Genomic DNA, 18,368 nt, shown 5'->3' with positions numbered 1-18,368 from the left:
GCGGGGCCGGCGACGACCGCCGGTCACGGGTCCCGACGGCACACGGCCAGGTTCGATCAGGTAGAGGACGGACGTACGGACATGTCGAACGAAGAACGGCTGCGGCACTTCCTCCGGGAGACCGCCACGGATCTGCGCCGCACGAAGCAGCGGCTGCACGAGGTGGAGTCGGCCGCCCGCGAGCCGGTGGCGATCGTGGCGATCGGGTGCCGGCTGCCGGGCGGCGTACGCTCCGCCGAGGACCTGTGGGAGCTGGTGCGGACCGGGACGGACGCGATCGCCGGCTTCCCGTCCGATCGGGGCTGGGATCCGGCGAACGTCTACGCGGACCTGCCGGGCGGCGAGGGCGGCGCGGGTGGTTCGGCCGGGTCCGGCGGGTCGACCACCCGGCAGGGCGGATTCGTCTATGACGCGGCCGAGTTCGACGCCGAATTCTTCGGCGTCTCGCCGCACGAGGCGTTGGCGATGGACCCGCAGCAGCGGCTACTCCTGGAGACCGCGTGGGAGACCTTCGAACGGGCCGGCATCGATCCGCTGTCGATGCGGCGCAGCCGGACCGGCGTGTTCGTCGGCGCCGGCGCGCTCGGCTACGGCGGCGGGATGCGGGCGGACAACGCCGAGATCCAGGCCCATCGGGTCACCGGCGGCTCGATGTCCGTGGTGTCGGGGCGGATCGCCTACACGCTCGGTCTGGAGGGCCCGGCGGTCACCCTGGACACGGCGTGCTCGTCGTCGCTGGTGGCGCTGCACCTGGCGGCGCACGCGCTGCGCTCGGGGGAGTGTGACCTGGCACTGGCCGGGGGCGTCACGGTGATGGCCCGGCCGACCGCCTTCGTGGAGTTCTCCCGGCAGGGCGGGTTGGCGTCGGACGGCCGCTGCCGGTCGTTCGCGGCGGCGGCGGACGGCACCGGGTGGGGCGAGGGTGTCGGGCTGCTGCTGGTGGAGCGGTTGTCGGACGCGCGGCGCAATGGGCGTCCCGTACTGGCGGTGCTGCGCGGCTCGGCGGTGAACCAGGACGGCGCGTCGAACGGGTTGACCGCGCCGAACGGTCCGTCGCAACAGCGGGTGATTCGGCAGGCGTTGGCGGCGGCGGGCCTGTCGGCCGCCGATGTGGACGCGGTGGAGGCGCACGGGACCGGGACGGTGCTCGGCGACCCGATCGAGGCGCACGCGCTGTTGGCCACCTACGGGCGGGACCGGCCCACGGATCGGCCGCTCTGGCTGGGGTCGGTGAAGTCCAACATCGGGCACACCCAGTCCGCGGCCGGGGTCGCCGGGGTGATCAAGATGGTGATGGCCCTGCGGCACGGGCTGCTGCCGCGCACCCTGCATGTGGACCGGCCGTCGCCGCACGTGGACTGGGCCTCGGGACGAGTCGAGCTGCTGACCGACGAGGTGCCGTGGCCTCCCGGCGTTCGGGTGCGTCGGGCGGGTGTGTCGTCGTTCGGGATCAGCGGGACGAACGCGCATGTGATCCTGGAGGAGGCGCCGGCGGTCGAGGAGGTTTCGTGGGAGGCGGCCGAACCCGCGCCGGGTATAGGTGGGTTGATCCCGTGGGTGGTGTCGGCGCGCTCACCGGAGGCGTTGCGCGCGCAGGCGGCGCGGTTGCGGGAGCTGGGGGCCGCGGATCCGGCGGACGTCGGTCGGTCGTTGGTGACGGGACGGGCGTTGCTCGACCACCGGGCGGTGGTGCTGGGCCGGGACGCCACCGAATTGGGGCGTGGGTTGGCCGCGTTGGCGGCGGGGTCCTCGGGTGCGGTCGAGCCGTCGGAGGGGGGAACTCCGGTCGTGGTGACCGGGAATGTGCCGCGAGCGGGTGGTGCGGGTGGTCGGGTCGCCGGGCGGGGTGCGGTGGTGTTCACCGGGCAGGGGGGCCGGTTGCCCGGGATCGGGCGGGAACTGTACGCGGCGTTCCCGGTGTTCGCCCGCGCGCTGGACGAGGTGGGTGCGGCGTTCGACGCGGTGGTGCCGTTCTCGGTCCGGGATGTGTTGCTCGGCGTGGAGGGCACGGTCGGCGTCGACGCCGAGGACACCGGGGCGACCCAGCCGGTGCTGTTCGCGTTCGAGGTGGCGCTGTACCGGTTGTGGAGTTCGCTGGGGTCGGTCCCGGACTTCGTGGTCGGGCACTCGTTGGGTGGGATCGTCGCGGGGCATGTGGCGGGGGTGTTCTCGCTCGCGGACGCGGTGGCGTTCGTCGCGGCGCGGGCCCGGTTGATGAGCGCGTTGCCGGGCGGGGGCGCGATGCTCGCGGTGGGGGCGAGTGAGGCGCAGGTCACCGCGCTGTCGAGTGGGCTGCCGGTGTCGATCGCGGCGGTCAACGGACCGGCGAGTGTGGTGGTTTCGGGCGCGGTGGCGGCGGTGGACGAGGTGGCGGCGCGGTGTGCGGCGCGCAGTTGGCGCAGTTCGCGGCTGCGGGTCTCGCACGCCTTCCATTCGGTGCTGATGGAACCGATGTTGGCCGAACTGCGAGACGTGTTGGGGCGGTTGTCGTTCGGGGCGCCGGAGATCGGGTTGGTGTCGGATACCACCGGGCGGGTCGTTACGGCCGAGGAGGTGGGCGATCCGGAGTACTGGGTGCGGCATGTGCGCGACGCGGTGCGGTTCGCGGATGCGGTCGGCACGCTGCGTGAGCGGGGTGTGGCCACCTTCGTGGAACTGGGTCCGGACGCGGCGTTGACCGCGATGGTGGCCGAGTGCACGGCGGGTGCGGGCGAGGTGCTGGGGGTGCCGGCCCAGCGGCGGGGCCGACCGGCCGTGGCGACGCTGGCCGGCGCGCTGGCCACGGCGTTCGTGCGGGGGCTGCCGGTGGACTGGGTCGGGGCTCTCGGCGGCCCGGGCGGGCGGCGGGTGGAGCTGCCGACCTACGCGTTCCAGGGGCGGCGCTACTGGCTGGAGCCGGTGAAGGCTGCGGCGACGCCGGCCGGGCCGGATTCGGTGGACGGGCCCCTGTGGGACGCGGTGGAGCGGGCCGGGGCGGACGAACTGGCCGCGATCCTGGCGGTGTCCGAGGACGCGACGCTGCGCGAGGTGGTGCCGGCGCTGTCGTCCTGGCGAGCCCGGCGGCGGGTGGACGCGACGGCCGCTTCGTGGCGCTACGCGGTGCGGTGGGAGCCGTGGGCGGGTGGGTCGCCCGACACGGCCGCGTTGTCCGGGCGTTGGCTGCTCGTGCACCCGGCGGCGAGCGATCTGGCGGACGCGGTGGCCCGGGAGTTGACCGAGCGCGGCGCGGAGGTGGTGCGGGTCGGGGGCGAGGGCATCGGGGCACACGTCGGTGGCGAGCCCGTCGCCGGGGTGGTGTCGTTGATCGGCTCCGGCTCCGGGTCCGGTTCGGGCTCGTACTCGGGCTCCGGGTCCGGTTCGGGCTCGGGCGCCGGTTCCGGTTCGAGTTCCGGTTCGGGCTCCGGCTCTGGTTCGAGTTCCGGCTCCGGTTCGGGTTCGCGCGCGGGTGACGACTGTGCCGACCTCGTGGCCGCCGTGGTGGCGATGGGCGAACTGCTCGCGGACCTGCGCCGGTTCGAGGTCGCCGCCCCCCTCTGGTGTGTGACCCGGGCGGCCGTGTCGGTCCTGGGCGAGGACCTGGCCAATCCCGTGGGCGCCGGCCTGTGGGGCAGGGGCCTGGTGGCGAGCCTGGAGCAACCCGGGTGCTGGGGCGGCCTGGTCGACCTGCCGGCCGCCGCGGACGCCCGCGCGCTGGGGGTGCTGGCCACGATCCTGGCCGGGACTTCGGCCGAGGACCAGGTCGCCATCCGCCCGCTGGGCGTGTTCACCCGGCGGCTGACCCCGTTGCCGGCCGAGGGCTCGGACCGGGTGGTGCGTACCCGCGAAGCGGCGCTGATCACCGGCGGCACCGGCGTGTTGGGCGCGCACGCCGCCCGCTGGCTTGTCGCGCACGGCACCGAGCGGGTGATCCTGCTCGGCCGACGCGGCGCGCACGCACCCGGATTCGATGCGCTGCGGGCCGACCTGGAGGCGGCAGGCGCCGAGGTGGTGCCGATCGCCTGCGACCTGACCGCGCCCGACGCGGCGGACCGGCTGCGCGCCGCGCTGCCCGCGACGGGCGCGCGGATCCGTACCGTCGTGCACGCGGCGGGCGTGCCCGGATCGCCCACCGCGACCGGCGCCGACGCCGTCGCGGACACCGTCACCGCCAAGGTCGCCGGCGCGCTGGCCCTGGACGCGCTCTTCGGGGCGGACCAGGCCCTGGACGCGTTCGTGCTCTACTCCTCCGGCGCGGGGGTGTGGGGCGGCGCCGGCCAGGGCGCCTACGCGGCGGCCAACGCCTTCCTGGACGCGCTCGCCGTACGCCGTCGGCAACGCGGCCTGCCCGCCACGGCGATCGCGTGGGGTCCGTGGGCGGCCGGCGGGATGGCGGACGGCGAGGGCGAACGGCTCCTGGCCCGGGTCGGCGTACGGGCGATGGACCCGGCAGCGGCGCTGAGCGCACTGGGCCGGGCCCTGGTCGAGGACCTCGCCTGCGTGACCGTGGCCGACCTGGACCGGCCGCGGTTCGCGGCGGGCTACGCCTCCGCCCGTCCCCGGCCGCTGATCGCCGACCTGATCGACGCGGAGCCGCCGGTCGAAGCCGCCGCGCCGACCCGGCCCGGCGGGGCGTGGGACCCGGTGGTGACCCGCTCGCCCGCCCGGCTCGCGGCCGAACTGCTCGACCTGGTCCGCGCCGAGGTCGCCGCGCAACTCGGCCACGCGGGCGTCGAGGCGATCGAAGCCGACCGGCCGTTCCGCGACCTCGGCTTCGACTCGCTGGCCGCCGTCGGACTGCGCAACCGCGTCGCCGAGGCCACCGGGGTACACCTGGCCGGCACCCTGATCTACGACCACGAGACGCCCTCGGCCCTGGCCGCACACCTGGCCGACGCCCTGCGCGAGGGTGCGCCCGCGACCCGCCCCGTGCCGACGGAACCGGGCGGCGCCGAGGACTCGAACGAAATGCTCGGCACGGTCTACCGCAAACTCGCCCTGCTCGGCCGGATGGACGACGCGGAATCGCTCCTGGTCGGCGCGGCCGGCCTGCGGCAGACCTTCGAGGACCCGAATCGGCTCCCGGAGACACCCGGCTTCACCCGGCTCGCGCGCGGACCGGCCCGGCCCAGGGTGATCTGCTTCCCGCCGTTCGCGCCGGTCGAGGGCGCCATCCAGTTCGGCCGGCTGGCGGGCACGTTCGAGGGCCGGCACGACACGGCCGTGGTGACCGTACCGGGCTTTCGGCCCGGCGAGCCGCTGGCCGCCTCGCTGGACGTGCTGCTCGACCTGCTGGCCGAGGCGACGCTGCGGTGCGCCGGGGACGACCCGTTCGCCGTGCTCGGCTACTCCTCCAGCGGCTGGCTCGCCCAGGGGGTGGCCACCCGCCTGGAGGCGACCGGCCGTACGCCCGCCGGGGTCGTACTGCTCGACACCTACCTGCCCGCCACGATGTCGCGGCGCATGCGCAAGGCGATGAACTACGAGGTGATCGTGCGCCGGCAGGCGTTCACCGCGCTCGACTACATCGGGCTGACCGCGATCGGCACCTACCGCCGGATGTTCCGGGGCTGGGAGCCCAAGCCCGGCTCCGCGCCGACGCTCGTGGTGCGGCCCTCGCGCTGCGTCCCGGGCTCGCCGGAGGAGCCGATGACCGGCGAGGACTGGCGTTCCACCTGGCCGTACGAGCACACCGCCGCCGAGGTGGAGGGCGACCACTGCACGATGATCGGCGAACACGCGGAGCAGACCGGTGCGGTGGTGCGCGCGTGGCTGGCCGGTGACAGGACGGTTTCGAACGACACGAGGGAAGGCACGGCATGACCGACCCGCGCTATCCGCGATACCCGCAACCCGGCTCCGTCGAGCATCTCGACGCGGAGTTCCTGGTCCATCGGGCGGCGATCCAGGATCTCGTCGCCGCGTACAGCCTGCTCTACGACGCGGGCGACTACGACGGGCTCGGCGACCTGTTCACCGAGGACGCGACATACGCGTTCACCCCGGCCCCCGAGGGATTTCCGCCCTCGGTATCCGGCCGGGACAAGATCGTCGCGGCGATGGCCGCGCTGCGCGAGCACAACCTGCGCACCCGGGCCGCCCACCAGCGGCACTTCGTGACCAACACGGTGATCACCCGCCTCGACGGCGACACCGCCGAGGCGCGGTCGCTGATGGCGGTGGCGTTCGCCCATCCGCAGGACGGCCGGCAGGAGTTCACCCGCAGCGGGGTGTACGCCGACGTGCTGACCCGACAGGGGAGTCGGTGGCGGATCGCCGACCGGCACCTGTGGTTGGCCGAGTTGCCGGCGCCGCGCCCCGGCGACACATCCGTTCCGGAGGAGAGTCGGCCATGATTCCCGTGCTCGAACTGGTCCAGATCTCCACCCTCCCCGACGCCGAACGGGAACTGGAGCAACTGGCCCGGCGATACCCGATCATCCGCACCCGACAGGTCGGCGGCATCGAGGCGTGGACCGTGCTCGGCGCCGGGCTGACCCGGCAACTCCTCGGCGACCCAAGGCTGTCCAACGACCTGCACACGCACGCGCCGCACGCGGCCCAGTCCGCCGACGGTCCGACCGTGCTGTTCGAGCAGGACAATCCGGACCACGCCCGCTACCGCCGCCTGGTCAGCGCCGCGTTCGCGTCGCGGGCCGTGCGCAACCTGGAACCGCGGATCGTCGACATCGCACGCACACTGCTCGACCGGCTGCCGGCCGAGGGCGGCACGGTGGACATCGTCGAGGCGTTCGCCAACCCCTTCCCGCTGGAGGTGATCTGCGAACTGCTCGGGGTGCCGATGGCGGACCGCGAGGTGTTCCGCACCCGGGTGGAGAACATGGACTCGCCCTCGACGGCGGTACGGCGGGCGGCGATGGACGCGTTCGTCGCCTACTGCGCCAACCTCGTCGACGCCAAGCGCGCCGGGCCGACCGAGGACCTGCTGAGCGAGCTGGTACAGGCCGAACTCGACGACGGATCAAGGCTGTCGGCCAACGAACTGATCGGTTTCGGCTCCGTGCTGCTTTTCGCGGGGCACGTCACCACCGCCTACCTGATCGCCGCCGCACTGTACGAACTCATCGCCCACGAGGACCAGTTGGCCGCACTCCGGGCCGATCCCACGCTCGTCGAGGGCACCGTCGAGGAGGCGCTGCGCTTTCGCGGCTCGTTGTTGTCCACCACGAACCGGGTGGCGCTGACCGACCTGGAGATCGGCGGCGTGCTCGTGCGCCGGGGCGACCTGGTGCGCTTCCTGCTCTCCGCCGCCAACCGCGACCCGGAGATCCGCGAGGACCCGCACACCTTCGACATCACCCGGTCCACCACCGCCCACCTGGGCTTCGGCCACGGCCCCCACTTTTGCCTCGGCCAACGCCTGGCCCGCCAGGAGATCAAGGTCGCCCTCACCGAGATCGTCACCCGCTTCCCGACCCTCGAACTGGCGGTCCCGGCGGAAAAGCTGCGCTGGCGCGCCTCGGACTTCCTGCGCGGCCTCGCCGAACTACCCCTGACATACGGCCCGTGACCGCCCACGGGGGGAGGGCGGCCCGGACCCGGGCCGCCCGAGCTTCGCGGCGGTCCCGCCCCCTCGTGCCCGGCGAGTGTGACGCGCCGCCGAACAGTCGATGTCGGCTGCGCGTCACCCATCGCGGCCCCCCGCGCCCTCGTGGTTGCGTACCATCTCCGGGGGTCGGCGGGCGGCGCCGGGCCACGAACGACAGGGGTGCGGCGACATGGACGGACCGGCGGGGGAGCCGAAGGCACCCACGGGCCTGCGCGAGCGCAAGAAGGCCCGCACCCGGCAGGTGATCTCCACGGTCGCGTTCGACCTGTTCGAGGACCAGGGCTTCGAACAGACCACCGTCGACATGATCTGCCGCCGCGCCGACGTGGCCCACCGCACCTTCTTCCGCTACTTCCCGACGAAGGAATCGCTGCTGTTCGGCTGGGACTTCGGCGACCTCATCCTGGACGCCTTCGCCGCGGCCCCCGCCGACCTCGACCTGATCCCCGCCCTCGAACACGCGATGACGGTCAGCCAGGGCAACCTGGAAGACCACGCCGAACACACCGCCCGCCGGCACGCGCTGCGCCGCCGCTTCCTGGGCGTGCGCTCGGTCCACGACCACGGCGTGGCCCTGATCGACACGGTCGCCCACCGCATCGTCACCACCGCCGCCGACCGCCTCGGGGTCGACCCTGCCGTGGACCTGCGCCCCCACGCGCTCGGCGCTCTCGTCGCCGCGATGACCCGCCGTCGGGTGATCGACGGCATCGACCCGGGCCCGATCAACGAGTGGGCGGACGCCTTCCGCACCCTGCTCCCGACACCGGCCGCACACACCGACTGACACACCGCCCGGGCGCCGACCCGGAAACCGCGAGGTGGCCTTCGCACCGCCGGGTGGTGACCGGTCTTCGTCCGCGCGGACACATCTTCGCCACGCCACTCGTGTACGGATCCGAGGCTCCCGGCCCGACCGCGGGCGATACTCGGGAAACGTCGGGGCCCGGGGAGGCGGCGGGTTCCCCATACCCGAGAGGTTCCACATGCAGCCCGACCCGCGGTCCGACACCCGTCCCGACCCGCAGCCCGACGCGGCCACCGGCGCGGCCGCCGACCGGCTCGTCGACCTCGTCGTCCGGGCCGGCTCCCTCGTCGACGGCAGCGGATCCCCCGCGTACGACGGCGACCTCGCGATCGACGGCGGGCGGATCGTCGCGCTCGGCGACATCGGCGCCATCATGGGTCGTGACGAGATCGACGCGCAGGGCTGCGTGGTGTGTCCGGGCTTCGTCAACGTGCTGAGCCACGCCTACCTCACCCTCCAGCAGGACCCCCGCGGCCTGTCCGACCTGTACCAGGGCGTGACCACCCAGATCTTCGGCGAGGGCGTCTCGCTCGGCCCGGTGACCGGGGCGATGACCGAGTCCATGATCGAACTCATCGGCGCGCTCCCCGAGGGCGCCCGCGCCGCCTGGCCGCGCCTGCGCGACTTCCTGGGGCACCTCGAATCCACCGGCGTCGGCCAGAACGTCGCCAGTTTCGTCGGCGCCGACAACCTGCGGATGTCCGTGGCCGGCATCGAGGGCCGCCCGCTCGACGACGACGAACTCGCCCGCGCGTGCGCCCTGCTCGACGAGGAGTTGGCGGACGGCGCGCTCGGCGTCGGCTCGGCCCTGATCTACCCGCCGGGCACCTACGCCGACACCCGCGAACTCACCGCCTACGCCAAGGTGTTGGCCCGGCACGACGCGCTGTACATCTCGCACCTGCGCAACGAGGGCGACCGTCTCCTGGAGGCCGTGGACGAACTCCTCGACATCGCCCGGGACTCCGGTGCGCGCGCCGAGATCTACCACCTCAAGACCGCCGGCCGGGACAACCGACCCAAGATGCGCCGGGTCCTGGAGCGGATCGAGTCCGTCCGGGCGGCCGGCATCGAGGTCACCGCCGACATCTACCCCTACGCCGCCGGCAGCACCCTGCTGGCCGCCGCCATCCCCCCGCCGTTCCACCTCGGCGGCGCCGACCGGCTACACGAGCGCCTGGGCAACCCCGCCGACCGTGCGACCATCACCGCCGCCATCCGCGACGGCGGCGACTGGGAAAACCTGTGGCGGATGAGCGGCGGCGCCCCCGGTGTCGTGGTCCTGTCCCACCACCCGGAGATCGACGTCCCCGCCGGCTCCACCATCGCCGACATCGCCGAGGCCCGAGGCGACGCCGACCCGATCGCCACCCTCCTCGACATCGTCCTGGCCGCTCCGCACGCCGACGCCGCCTACTTCATCGGCGACGAGGACAACACCCGCCTGGCGTTCGCCCACGACTGGGTCTCGGTCGGCTCGGACTCCGACGCCCCCGCCGCCGACGAACGTTTCGCCGACCACCCGGTCCACCCCCGAGCCTTCGGCACCTTCGCCCGCGTGCTCGGCCGCTACGCCCGCGACGAGGCCATCGTCACCCCGGAGGAGGCCATCCGCCGGATGACCTCGCTGCCCGCCACGAACCTGCGGCTGCGCGACCGCGGCCTGCTCACCCCCGGCGCACACGCCGACGTCGCGGTCTTCCGCCTCGCCGACGTCACCGACACCGCCACCTACGCCAACCCCAAGAGCTACGCCCGAGGCATGCGCCACGTCCTGGTCAACGGCATCCCGGCACTGCGCGACGGCACCCCCACCGGCGCCCTCCCCGGCCGGGCCCTACGCCGCGACACCCCCTGACCCGAGCACCCTCGCCGTCGAAGACAACGCCACCGCCGCACCTTCGCACGCGCCGAAACCGCCCTGCGGAGACTTCCGGGGCCCGCAGGGCGGTGGCGCGGCGTCGGTCAGTCGGGGAAGACCGGCAGCAGCGGGGGATCGACGTCGATCGGCGTGTGGGGCACGACGATGGGGCCGGTGGGCGGGAGCACGTTCGGATGCACCGAGTTCAGACAGAGCTTCAGCTGGGTGAGGGCGAAGGGAACGCCACCCACGGTGGCGTTGACGTTGTACCACCAGAGGCACGTGCTCGTGGTCTGCGCCTGGTCCGGCTCGTTGCCGGCGGCGGCGTTCGCCGGTGTTCCGGTGGCGACCAGCAGGAGCGGTACGGTTGCCGCGACGGCTGCCGCGGACATGGCCAATCGGCGTATTCCCATGCGGAGTCGATCCTTGTCGGTAGTCGGATCAGTGCCACTTCGACGGCGTCCCGAGTTCGTCGGCACGCCCACCGGCATCCTCCCGGCAACCATCGGCGCGGCGGAATCCCATCTTCCTGGGAGACCCGAAGGCATGCACCGTGCCGTGCCGGCGGCGACGGCCGTGGTCCGCTCGTTGCGAGAGCGTGCGGATTGTCAAACGGGGATAGTCCCCGTATCGTGAACTCGCCCGCCCCCGAAGTGGTCTGCCCTCCGCGCATGTTCGGGCCGTCGAGGGATCCACCGGCACGCGGATCGACGTGCCCGGGGGCGGGTCCGAGAGCACGATCGCCGGGCCTGCCGAAGGGAACCAACGATGAGCGACGTACCGGATGTTCGTTTGTCCGTGCTGGACATCTCACCGGTGTTCGAGGGTTCGACCGCCACCGACGCGCTGCGCGAGACCATCGAACTGGCCCGCCGGGTCGAGGAGATGGGCTACTACCGGTTCTGGGTGGCCGAACACCACGCGATGCGCAACATCGCCAGCTGTTCGCCGCCGGTGTTGATCGGCCGGATCGCCGACGCCACCACCCGGATGCGGGTGGGCGCGGGCGGGGTGATGCTCGCCAACCACGCGCCGCTGGTGGTGGCCGAGCAGTTCGGCACCCTGGAGGCGCTGCACCCGGGGCGGATCGATCTGGGTGTCGGCCGGGCGCCGGGCACCGATCCCGGCACGGCGCGCGCGCTGCGCCGGGTGGTCGCGCCGGGGGAGCAGGACGATTTCCCGCAGCGGCTGGTCGAGTTGATGAGCTACTTCGAGCCGGCCGCCTCGCCGGACTCCGCCGCTGTGCTCGCGGTGCCCGCGCAGGGTGCGCGGATGCCCACCTGGCTGCTGGGCACCAGCGGCTACAGCGCGCGGATGGCCGGCATGCTGGGCCTGCCGTTCGCGTTCGCGCACCACCTCGCCCCGGCCGGCGCGGCGGCGGCGCTGGATGTGTACCGGACCACCTTCCACCCCTCGCCGGAGCTGGACCGGCCGTACGCGATCCTCGCGGCGATGGTGATCGCGGCGGACAGCGACGAGCGGGCGCGCTGGCTGGCCGGGCCGATGGCGCTGACCTCCCTGCTGCACCGCACCACGGGCATGCCGGGCCTGCACCCCACACCGGAACAGGCGGCGCGGCGCTCGTACACCGCCCAGGAGCGACGGTTCATCGAGGAGCGGCTGGACAACCACCTCATCGGCGGCCCGGACACCATCCGTCGTCGGGTCGGCGAACTGGTTCGCGAGACCGGCGCGGACGAGTTGATGGCGCTCGGACTGGTCCACGGTCTGCCGGAACGGGTGCATTCCTTCCGCCTGTTGGCCGACGCGGTCCGGGTCGGCGAGCCCGCCGCGGAGCGCACCGCCCGCTGAGCGAGCGACGTGGGCGTCCGCGCGAGCCGCCGCCGACGCCCCGCACGCCGCACCCGTCGCCTGCGCGAGCCCCGCTCAGCGTGTGCGCAGCCCGTCGAAGAGCAGCGAGATGAGCTGGTCCGTCGGGTCGGTGCCGGTCGTGCTCATCTCGGCGGTCAGCGAGATCGCGTTGGCGAACCGCAGCAGCACCAACTCGTCGATGTCGCCGCGGATGGCCCCCTCCCGCTGCGCCCTGGCGAGCAGATGGGCCGCCGCCGATCGGATGGTCGCCCGACACCACGACGCCAACTCGGCGCTCTCGTCGCGCAGGGCGATCTCCAGCAGACCCTTCAGGCCCTCGTAGACCCGCAGTCGGGACACCGCCAGGCGCAACCAGTCGGCCAGCGCCTCGACCGGGTCGCCGGACGGTGACGCCGCCCACGCGTGGTCGCCCAACTGTTGGATCTCGTCCCGGTAGACCGTTTCGAGGAGCACCTCGCGGGTGGGGAAGTGGCGGTAGAGGGTCGCGTTGCCGACTCCGGCGCGCTTGGCGATGTCGTCGAGCGAGGTGCCCGCGCCGTTCTCGGCGAATGCCTCGCCGGCCGCGACGAGCAGCCGCTCGTAGTTGCGGCGGGCGTCGGCTCGCGTCGGCGGTTGTCGCGGACCGGTGGGTCCCGCGGGGTCTCCGGAGGTGACCGTCATGTGAACGTCCCTACTGCGTGACATCAGGGCGTCGCGTCGGCGCGCCCTGGGCCGCCGAGCAGGTGCCCATGATAGTCCCCGCCCTGCTCAGAGCCCTGATGCGGACGGCTCTTGAGAAAACGGGGACTATCCCTGTATTGTCGGAACGGCTAATCGGGGACAGTCCCTGGATAATCCGTCGTGACGCCGTCCGCGTGCGAGTGTGAAGTTCCCACGACCATCGGGACCCAGGCGTCGAGAGTCCGCGTAGGAGAGAAATGCCCGAGGACCACACCGACACCGTCGCCGACAGCCGTGCGCTGTCCGGTGAGACCGAACGTGCGGCGGCGGCGCCCGCGGCGCCGCACTCCGGAATCATCCTGGCGATCATCGCGGTGTGTTATCTGATGATCAGCGTCGATGCCACGGTGGTGAACATCGCACTGCCGAAGATCCAGCAGGACCTCGGCTTCTCGCGCACCGGACTGGCCTGGGTGATCAACGCCTACACCCTGGCGTTCGGCGGCCTGCTGCTGTTCGGCGGCCGGATCGGCGACATCCTGGGCAAGCGCCGCATGCTCGTCCTGGGCACGGTGGTCTTCACCGTCGCATCCCTGGTCGGCGGCCTGGCCCAGAACCCGGAGCTGCTGATCGCCGCCCGGGCCGTCCAGGGTGTGGGCGCAGCGCTGGCCGCGCCCAGCACCATGTCCCTGATCGTCACCAACTTCGCCGAGGGCGCCCCTCGGCACAAGGCGCTCAGCGTCTACTCGGCCACCGCCGGCGCCGGCGGATCGATCGGACTGATCCTCGGCGGCGTGCTCACCGACTGGGCGTCGTGGCGCTGGGTGTTGTTCATCAACGTGCCGATCGGACTGGCCGTCGCGCTGCTCGCCCCCCGCTACATTCGTGAACCGGAGCACCGCAAGAGCAGGATCGACTACCTCGGCACGGTCACCTCGACCGTCGGCATGGTCGCCCTGGTGTACGCCTTCATCCGCGTCCCCGACGACGGCTGGGGCGACGCGACGACCATCGCGTCCTTCGTGCTGGCCGGGGTGTTGCTGGCCGCGTTCGTGGTGATCGAGACGAAGATCGACCCGCCGATCCTGCCGCTGCGGCTGTTCGCGCACCGCAACCGCTCCAGTGCCTACCTCAACGTGCTGCTGCTCACCGCGAGCATGCTCGGCATGTTCTTCTTCCTGAGCCAGTACATCCAGGACGTGCTGGGCTTCAGCCCCGCCGAATCCGGCTGCGCCTTCCTGCCCATGACGCTCGGGATGTTCGCCACCGTGACCCAGGTGCCCAAGCTGCTCAAGCGGTTCGGCGCCAAGCTCTTGATGATCGTCGGGGCGGCGCTGATGACCGGTGCCTTCTTCTGGTTCACGCGGCTCACCGAGGACAGTTCCTTCTGGACCGGTGTGTTCGGGCCGCTGCTGCTGTTCGGCATCGGGATGGGGCTGAGCTTCATGCCGATGAACGTCACGGTGATGGCCGGGGTCGAGCCCAGGGACGCGGGCGCCGCCTCCGGCGTGCTCCAGACCATGATGCAACTCGGCGGCGCGCTCGGACTCGGCATCCTGGTCACGGTGTTCGGCACGGCGAGCAAGAACGCCGCGGACGGCGACCGGCACGGCGCCTCCCCCTCCGAGTGGACGCAGCACGTCTTCAGCGAGGGCATGCAAAGCGCGTTCCTGGCCGGTACCGCCTTCGTGGGCGCCGCCCTGCTGATCGCGATCTTCGTGATCAAGGGCCCGCCCAAGCCCAAGCCGTCGAGCTGATCGAGTCCCGGACGGGCCCTGCCCGGGGCCCGTCCGGGCGGGATGTCCGGCGTCGTTTCAGAGCGGTTTCAGAGCGGTTTCAGCGGCGCCCGATACACCCGTCACACCGGTCACACCGACACGACGAAGGAGTCCGGATGCGTTCCAAGATCGCACGAACGTCGATAGAGGCCACATACGTGCGTGCGGAGGAGAGTCGGCGCCCCGACCGCCTCTTCGACGACCCCTTCGCGCCGCTGTTCATCGCGGCGTCCGAGCAACACGAGAGCGACCCGGCCGAGGTCGAGGCCCGAGCCACCTGGAAGCAGATCCTCAGCTTCAACGTCATCGTGCGCACACGCTTCTTCGACGAATACCTGCTGGCGGCCACCGAGGCCGGGTGTCGGCAGGTCGTTCTGGTCGGCGCGGGTCTGGACGCCCGTGCCTACCGCCTGGACTGGCCGGCCGGCGTCCACCTGTACGAGATCGACCTCGGCGACCTCCTCGACTTCAAGAACGAGGTGTTGGACGCCGCCGACGCCCGACCGCGTTGCGCCCGCGATGTGTTGATGACGGACCTGCGCGACGACGACTGGCCCGCCCGACTGGTCGCGGGCGGGTTCGACCCCACCGCGCCGACGGCCTGGCTGGTCGAGGGCGTACTCGGCTACCTCACCGCGGACGAGGCGGCCCGACTGCTCGGCATGATCGGCGACCTGTCCGCGTCCGGCAGCCGGATGTCGTTCGAGCACGCCAACCTGGACAAGTCCGCGTTCCTCGCCGAGGCCAAGGCGGTGCCCGGACTCGCCGAGATCGCGGCCATGGCCAAGGGCGGTCTCGGTGAGGGCACGATGCCCTGGCTGGGCGAGAACGGCTGGGACGCCCGACTGCTGGACCGGGCCGACGTGGCCGCCTCCTACGGCCGCCAGGCGCAGGGGCGGTCCAATGGTGGCCTCCTGACCGCCGTGCGCCGGTAACTCACACCTGCCCGCACGGCTTTCCCGAGTGTCCGGCCCCTACGGTTCCCCGTGCCGTGGGGCCGGACACTCGTCGTTCGTCCGACTCCCGCCGCGGACGCGGTGGCGAAACGGCCGCCGCGGTGAAGCTTCCGCGACGGCCGTCGACGGGCGCGGGGCACGCGCCCCGGTTTCACGTGGCGGAGTCCGCCAACGGCTCGGCCCGGGCGAACGCGTCACCGACCCTGGGCAGCGCGGCGAGCAGCGATCGGGTGTACTCGTGCGTCGGCCGGTCGAAGACCTCCCGCGCGGTACCGGTCTCGACCACCTTCCCGTCGTGCATCACCAGCACCCGGTCACTGAGATGGCGGATCACCCCCAGGTCGTGCGAGATGAACAGCAGTGCCACCCCCAACTCCTGCCGGAGATCGCCCAGCAGGTCCAGAATCTGGGCCTGGACCGATACGTCCAGGGCCGAGACCGGCTCGTCGCACACGATCACGTCCGGCTCCGAGGCCAACGCCCGTGCGATGGCGACCCGTTGGCGCTGCCCGCCGGACAGGCGTCGGGGTCGGGCGTCGGCGAGCGCCGGGTCCAGGCCGACCAGGGTGAGCAGTTCGGCGATTCGGGCGCGGTGCCGGCGCACCTCCCGGCGTGCGGTGCCGCCCAGGCCCTCGGCGATCAGTCGCGCGACGGTGTACCGGGGGTCGAAGGAGGCGAGCGGCTCCTGCGGGACGAACTGGATCCGCCGGCGCAGCGGACGGCGATCACGCTCGCGCCGGTGCGACCACGGACTCCCGTGCAGGGTGACCTGCCCCTCGTCCGGTTCGAGCAGGCCCAGTACCAGTTGCGCGGTGGTGCTCTTGCCGGAGCCCGACTCGCCGACGATGCCGAGCGTCTCGCCCGCGCCCAGCGTGAACGAGACGTCGTCCACCGCGAGCCGTCGACTGCGGTCGGGGCCCGGGAAGGACTTCGACAGATGCGCGGCGGCCAGGACCGTCTCCCCGACCGGCCGCCCCTCGGCCCGCGAGACCCGGTCGGCGGGTGTCCAGGGCGCGTCGAGGAGGCGGCAGCGCGCGGTGTGCGTGTCGCCGATCGACACCGGGACCGGCTCCTCGACCCGGCACGCGTCCTCGGCCAGGGGGCAACGCGGCGCGTAGTGGCATCCCCGGGCGACCGGAGCGGCGACGTCGGTGCGGTGCTGCCCGGCGGACAACCGGATGTCCCGATCCTGCCCGGCCGGGATCGCGGCGAGCAGGTGCCGGGTGTACGGGTGGCGCGGGTCGGTGAGCAGTTCGCGGGTGGTGCCCTCCTCGACGAACACCCCGTCGTACATCACCGCGACCCGGTCGGCGAGTCGGGCCACGACGGCCAGGTCGTGGCTGATCAGCAGGATGCCGGTGCCGGCGTCGCGCTTGGCGGCGAGCAGGTCGAGGATCCGCGCCTGCACGCCCACGTCCAGGGCCGTGGTCGGCTCGTCGGCGATCAGGATCGGCGGATCGGCGGCCATCGCGGCGGCGATCAGGGCACGTTGGCGCAGGCCGCCGGAGAGCTGGTGCGGATACTGCCGGGCCCGCAGCGCCGGTTCCGGGACGCGGGCGCGCTCCAGCAGCTCCACCACGCGCGGTACCGCCTCGGCCCGGCGGACCAGGTTGTGCACCCGCAGGGTCTCGCCGACCTCGGCGCCCACGGTACGCACCGGGTCCAGCGCGGACAGCGCGTCCTGCAGGACCAGGCCCACGCGCAGGCCGCGGATCCGGCGCAGCCGCTGTGCCGAGGCGGTGCGCAGGTCCTCGCCGTCCACGCGCAGCCGGTCGGCGCGTACCCGCGCGCCGGGACCGGCGAGTCCGACCAGGGAGCGTGCGGTCACGCTCTTGCCCGAACCCGACTCCCCGACGATCGCCAGCACTTCGCCGGCCCGCAGGTCGAAGTCCACACCGCGGACCGCGTCGACCCGACCGTGTCGGCCGCTCGGGAAGAAGACGCGCAGGTCGCGCACACTGAGCAAGGGTTCACCGCGATCAGTCGCCATCGGTGGACCTCCCGTCGAATCGTTGCCGCAGGCCGCGTCCCACCACGTTGATCGCGACGACGGTCACGCTGATCGCCAGCCCGGGAAAGACCGCCGTGGCCCAGGCCGAGCCGAGATAGTCGCGTCCCTCGGAGAGCATCGATCCCCATTCCGAGGACGAGTCCTTCGGCCCCAGGCCCAGGAAGCTGAGCGCCGAGCCCGCGAGGATCGCGGTGCCGATGTTGACGGTCGCCAGGACCAGCAGCGGCGGCATCGTGTTCGGAAGCAGGTGGGTGCGGTAGGCACTCCAACGGCTGCGGCCGAAGACGATCGCCATGCGTACGTAGTCGGCCTCGCGCACCACCAGTGCCTGGCCCCGGGCCAGCCGCACGAAGCCCGGCGTGAGCGAACAACTGATCGCCAACATCGCGTTGCCGGTGCCAGGGCCCAGCACGGCCACCAGGACCATGGCCAGGATCAGGCCGGGAAAGGCCAGGAAGACATCGGTGATCCGCATGATCAGCTCGTCGGCGACCCGGCCCGCGGTCGCCGCCACGACCCCCAGGATCGAGCCGGCCGCGACCGCGATGACGGTGGCCCCGACGCCGATCTCCAGGGACGGTCGGGCGCCGTCGACGATGCGGCTGTAGATGTCGCGGCCCAGTTGGTCGGTGCCGAACCAGTGCTCGGCGCTGGGGCCCGACAGCGCCTGTACCGGCTCGATGGCGTCCGGCGCCCGCGTGGTCAACAGGTCCGGCCACAGCGCCGCGAGGGCGACGAAGGCCAGGACCACACCGGCCACGACGAGGCCGGGTCCGGGCCCGGCCGCGGTGCGCCGCTGGGCGGACGGCGGAACCGGAGCGGCTTCGATCGCCGCGATGCCTGCGCCGCTCATCGGCGGTCCATCCCTTCGAGTCCCACGGTGGATCCGGGCTTGCCGCAAAGGTGCCGGGCGCG

General features: G+C 72.8%; 11 protein-coding genes and 1 pseudogene. 8 read left to right on the top strand and 4 right to left on the bottom strand.

Annotated features, from left to right (window positions below; all coding sequences use genetic code 11):
- Positions 1 to 111: 111 nt before the first annotated feature.
- The 5 genes and pseudogenes from ACH4XV_RS41705 to ACH4XV_RS41685 form a co-directional block, all read left to right on the top strand.
- Positions 112 to 5,799, top strand: a pseudogene (locus ACH4XV_RS41705) (type I polyketide synthase); the annotation flags it as partial.
- Positions 5,796 to 6,332: a nuclear transport factor 2 family protein gene (locus tag ACH4XV_RS41700; protein ID WP_395798703.1), complete on the top strand. Its 537-nt coding sequence runs from the start codon at positions 5,796 to 5,798 to the stop codon at positions 6,330 to 6,332. The pseudogene ACH4XV_RS41705 and the gene ACH4XV_RS41700, both read left to right, overlap by 4 nt.
- Positions 6,329 to 7,507, top strand: coding sequence for a cytochrome P450 (locus ACH4XV_RS41695; protein ID WP_395798701.1), 1,179 nt, complete (start codon positions 6,329 to 6,331; stop codon positions 7,505 to 7,507). Before ACH4XV_RS41700 ends, ACH4XV_RS41695 begins: the two co-directional genes overlap by 4 nt.
- 208 nt (positions 7,508 to 7,715) lie before the next feature.
- A complete protein-coding gene (locus tag ACH4XV_RS41690) occupies positions 7,716 to 8,333 on the top strand; it encodes a TetR family transcriptional regulator (protein ID WP_395798699.1) in 618 nt (205 codons plus the stop codon).
- Positions 8,334 to 8,532: 199 nt separating this feature from the next.
- Positions 8,533 to 10,212, top strand: coding sequence for an amidohydrolase family protein (locus tag ACH4XV_RS41685; protein ID WP_395798697.1), 1,680 nt, complete (start codon positions 8,533 to 8,535; stop codon positions 10,210 to 10,212).
- A gap of 107 nt (positions 10,213 to 10,319) precedes the next feature.
- Here the strand turns inward: ACH4XV_RS41685 and ACH4XV_RS41680 are convergent, their stop codons facing one another.
- Positions 10,320 to 10,628 carry a hypothetical protein gene (locus tag ACH4XV_RS41680; protein WP_395798695.1) on the bottom strand — a complete coding sequence of 103 codons (309 nt, stop codon included), beginning with the start codon at positions 10,626 to 10,628 and terminating at the stop codon, positions 10,320 to 10,322.
- Positions 10,629 to 10,983: 355 nt separating this feature from the next.
- Here ACH4XV_RS41680 and ACH4XV_RS41675 point away from each other — a divergent pair, with 355 nt between their 5' ends.
- Complete coding sequence (locus ACH4XV_RS41675) at positions 10,984 to 12,027, top strand: LLM class flavin-dependent oxidoreductase (protein ID WP_395798693.1); 1,044 nt, start codon at positions 10,984 to 10,986, stop codon at positions 12,025 to 12,027.
- Between the two features lie 75 nt (positions 12,028 to 12,102).
- On the opposite strand, the gene ACH4XV_RS41670 is transcribed toward ACH4XV_RS41675, so the two are convergent.
- A complete protein-coding gene (locus ACH4XV_RS41670) occupies positions 12,103 to 12,708 on the bottom strand; it encodes a TetR/AcrR family transcriptional regulator (protein ID WP_395798691.1) in 606 nt (201 codons plus the stop codon).
- Between the two features lie 257 nt (positions 12,709 to 12,965).
- Between ACH4XV_RS41670 and ACH4XV_RS41665 the strand changes: the two genes are divergently transcribed.
- Together ACH4XV_RS41665 and ACH4XV_RS41660 are read left to right on the top strand one after the other, a co-directional pair.
- On the top strand, positions 12,966 to 14,465 hold the full coding sequence (locus ACH4XV_RS41665; RefSeq protein WP_380001849.1) for an MFS transporter: 1,500 nt from the start codon (positions 12,966 to 12,968) through the stop codon (positions 14,463 to 14,465).
- 137 nt (positions 14,466 to 14,602) lie between these two features.
- Positions 14,603 to 15,421, top strand: coding sequence for an SAM-dependent methyltransferase (locus ACH4XV_RS41660; RefSeq protein WP_395798689.1), 819 nt, complete (start codon positions 14,603 to 14,605; stop codon positions 15,419 to 15,421).
- A gap of 172 nt (positions 15,422 to 15,593) precedes the next feature.
- Here the strand turns inward: ACH4XV_RS41660 and ACH4XV_RS41655 are convergent, their stop codons facing one another.
- Positions 15,594 to 17,432, bottom strand: a complete 1,839-nt coding sequence (locus tag ACH4XV_RS41655; RefSeq protein WP_395798687.1) for a dipeptide ABC transporter ATP-binding protein — start codon at positions 17,430 to 17,432, stop codon at positions 15,594 to 15,596.
- Complete coding sequence (locus tag ACH4XV_RS41650; protein ID WP_395798685.1) at positions 17,422 to 18,306, bottom strand: ABC transporter permease; 885 nt, start codon at positions 18,304 to 18,306, stop codon at positions 17,422 to 17,424. Before ACH4XV_RS41650 ends, ACH4XV_RS41655 begins: the two co-directional genes overlap by 11 nt.
- Positions 18,307 to 18,368: the final 62 nt, after the last annotated feature.

Source organism: Embleya sp. NPDC020630 (assembly GCF_044334985.1).
Taxonomy (GTDB): domain Bacteria; phylum Actinomycetota; class Actinomycetes; order Streptomycetales; family Streptomycetaceae; genus Embleya.
Note: the sequence above shows the minus strand (reverse complement) of the source record. Positions and strands in the feature narration are given on the sequence as shown.

Bases quoted from the DNA above. Each gene is read 5' to 3' on its own strand.
- ACH4XV_RS41700 (WP_395798703.1), top strand. From the start codon at position 5,796: ATGACCGACCCGCGCTATCCGCGATACCCGCAACCCGGCTCCGTCGAG.
- ACH4XV_RS41695 (WP_395798701.1), top strand. From the start codon at position 6,329: ATGATTCCCGTGCTCGAACTGGTCCAGATCTCCACCCTCCCCGACGCC.
- ACH4XV_RS41690 (WP_395798699.1), top strand. From the start codon at position 7,716: ATGGACGGACCGGCGGGGGAGCCGAAGGCACCCACGGGCCTGCGCGAG.
- ACH4XV_RS41685 (WP_395798697.1), top strand. From the start codon at position 8,533: ATGCAGCCCGACCCGCGGTCCGACACCCGTCCCGACCCGCAGCCCGAC.
- ACH4XV_RS41680 (WP_395798695.1), bottom strand. From the start codon at position 10,628: ATGGGAATACGCCGATTGGCCATGTCCGCGGCAGCCGTCGCGGCAACC.
- ACH4XV_RS41675 (WP_395798693.1), top strand. From the start codon at position 10,984: ATGAGCGACGTACCGGATGTTCGTTTGTCCGTGCTGGACATCTCACCG.
- ACH4XV_RS41670 (WP_395798691.1), bottom strand. From the start codon at position 12,708: ATGACGGTCACCTCCGGAGACCCCGCGGGACCCACCGGTCCGCGACAA.
- ACH4XV_RS41665 (WP_380001849.1), top strand. From the start codon at position 12,966: ATGCCCGAGGACCACACCGACACCGTCGCCGACAGCCGTGCGCTGTCC.
- ACH4XV_RS41660 (WP_395798689.1), top strand. From the start codon at position 14,603: ATGCGTTCCAAGATCGCACGAACGTCGATAGAGGCCACATACGTGCGT.
- ACH4XV_RS41655 (WP_395798687.1), bottom strand. From the start codon at position 17,432: ATGGCGACTGATCGCGGTGAACCCTTGCTCAGTGTGCGCGACCTGCGC.
- ACH4XV_RS41650 (WP_395798685.1), bottom strand. From the start codon at position 18,306: ATGAGCGGCGCAGGCATCGCGGCGATCGAAGCCGCTCCGGTTCCGCCG.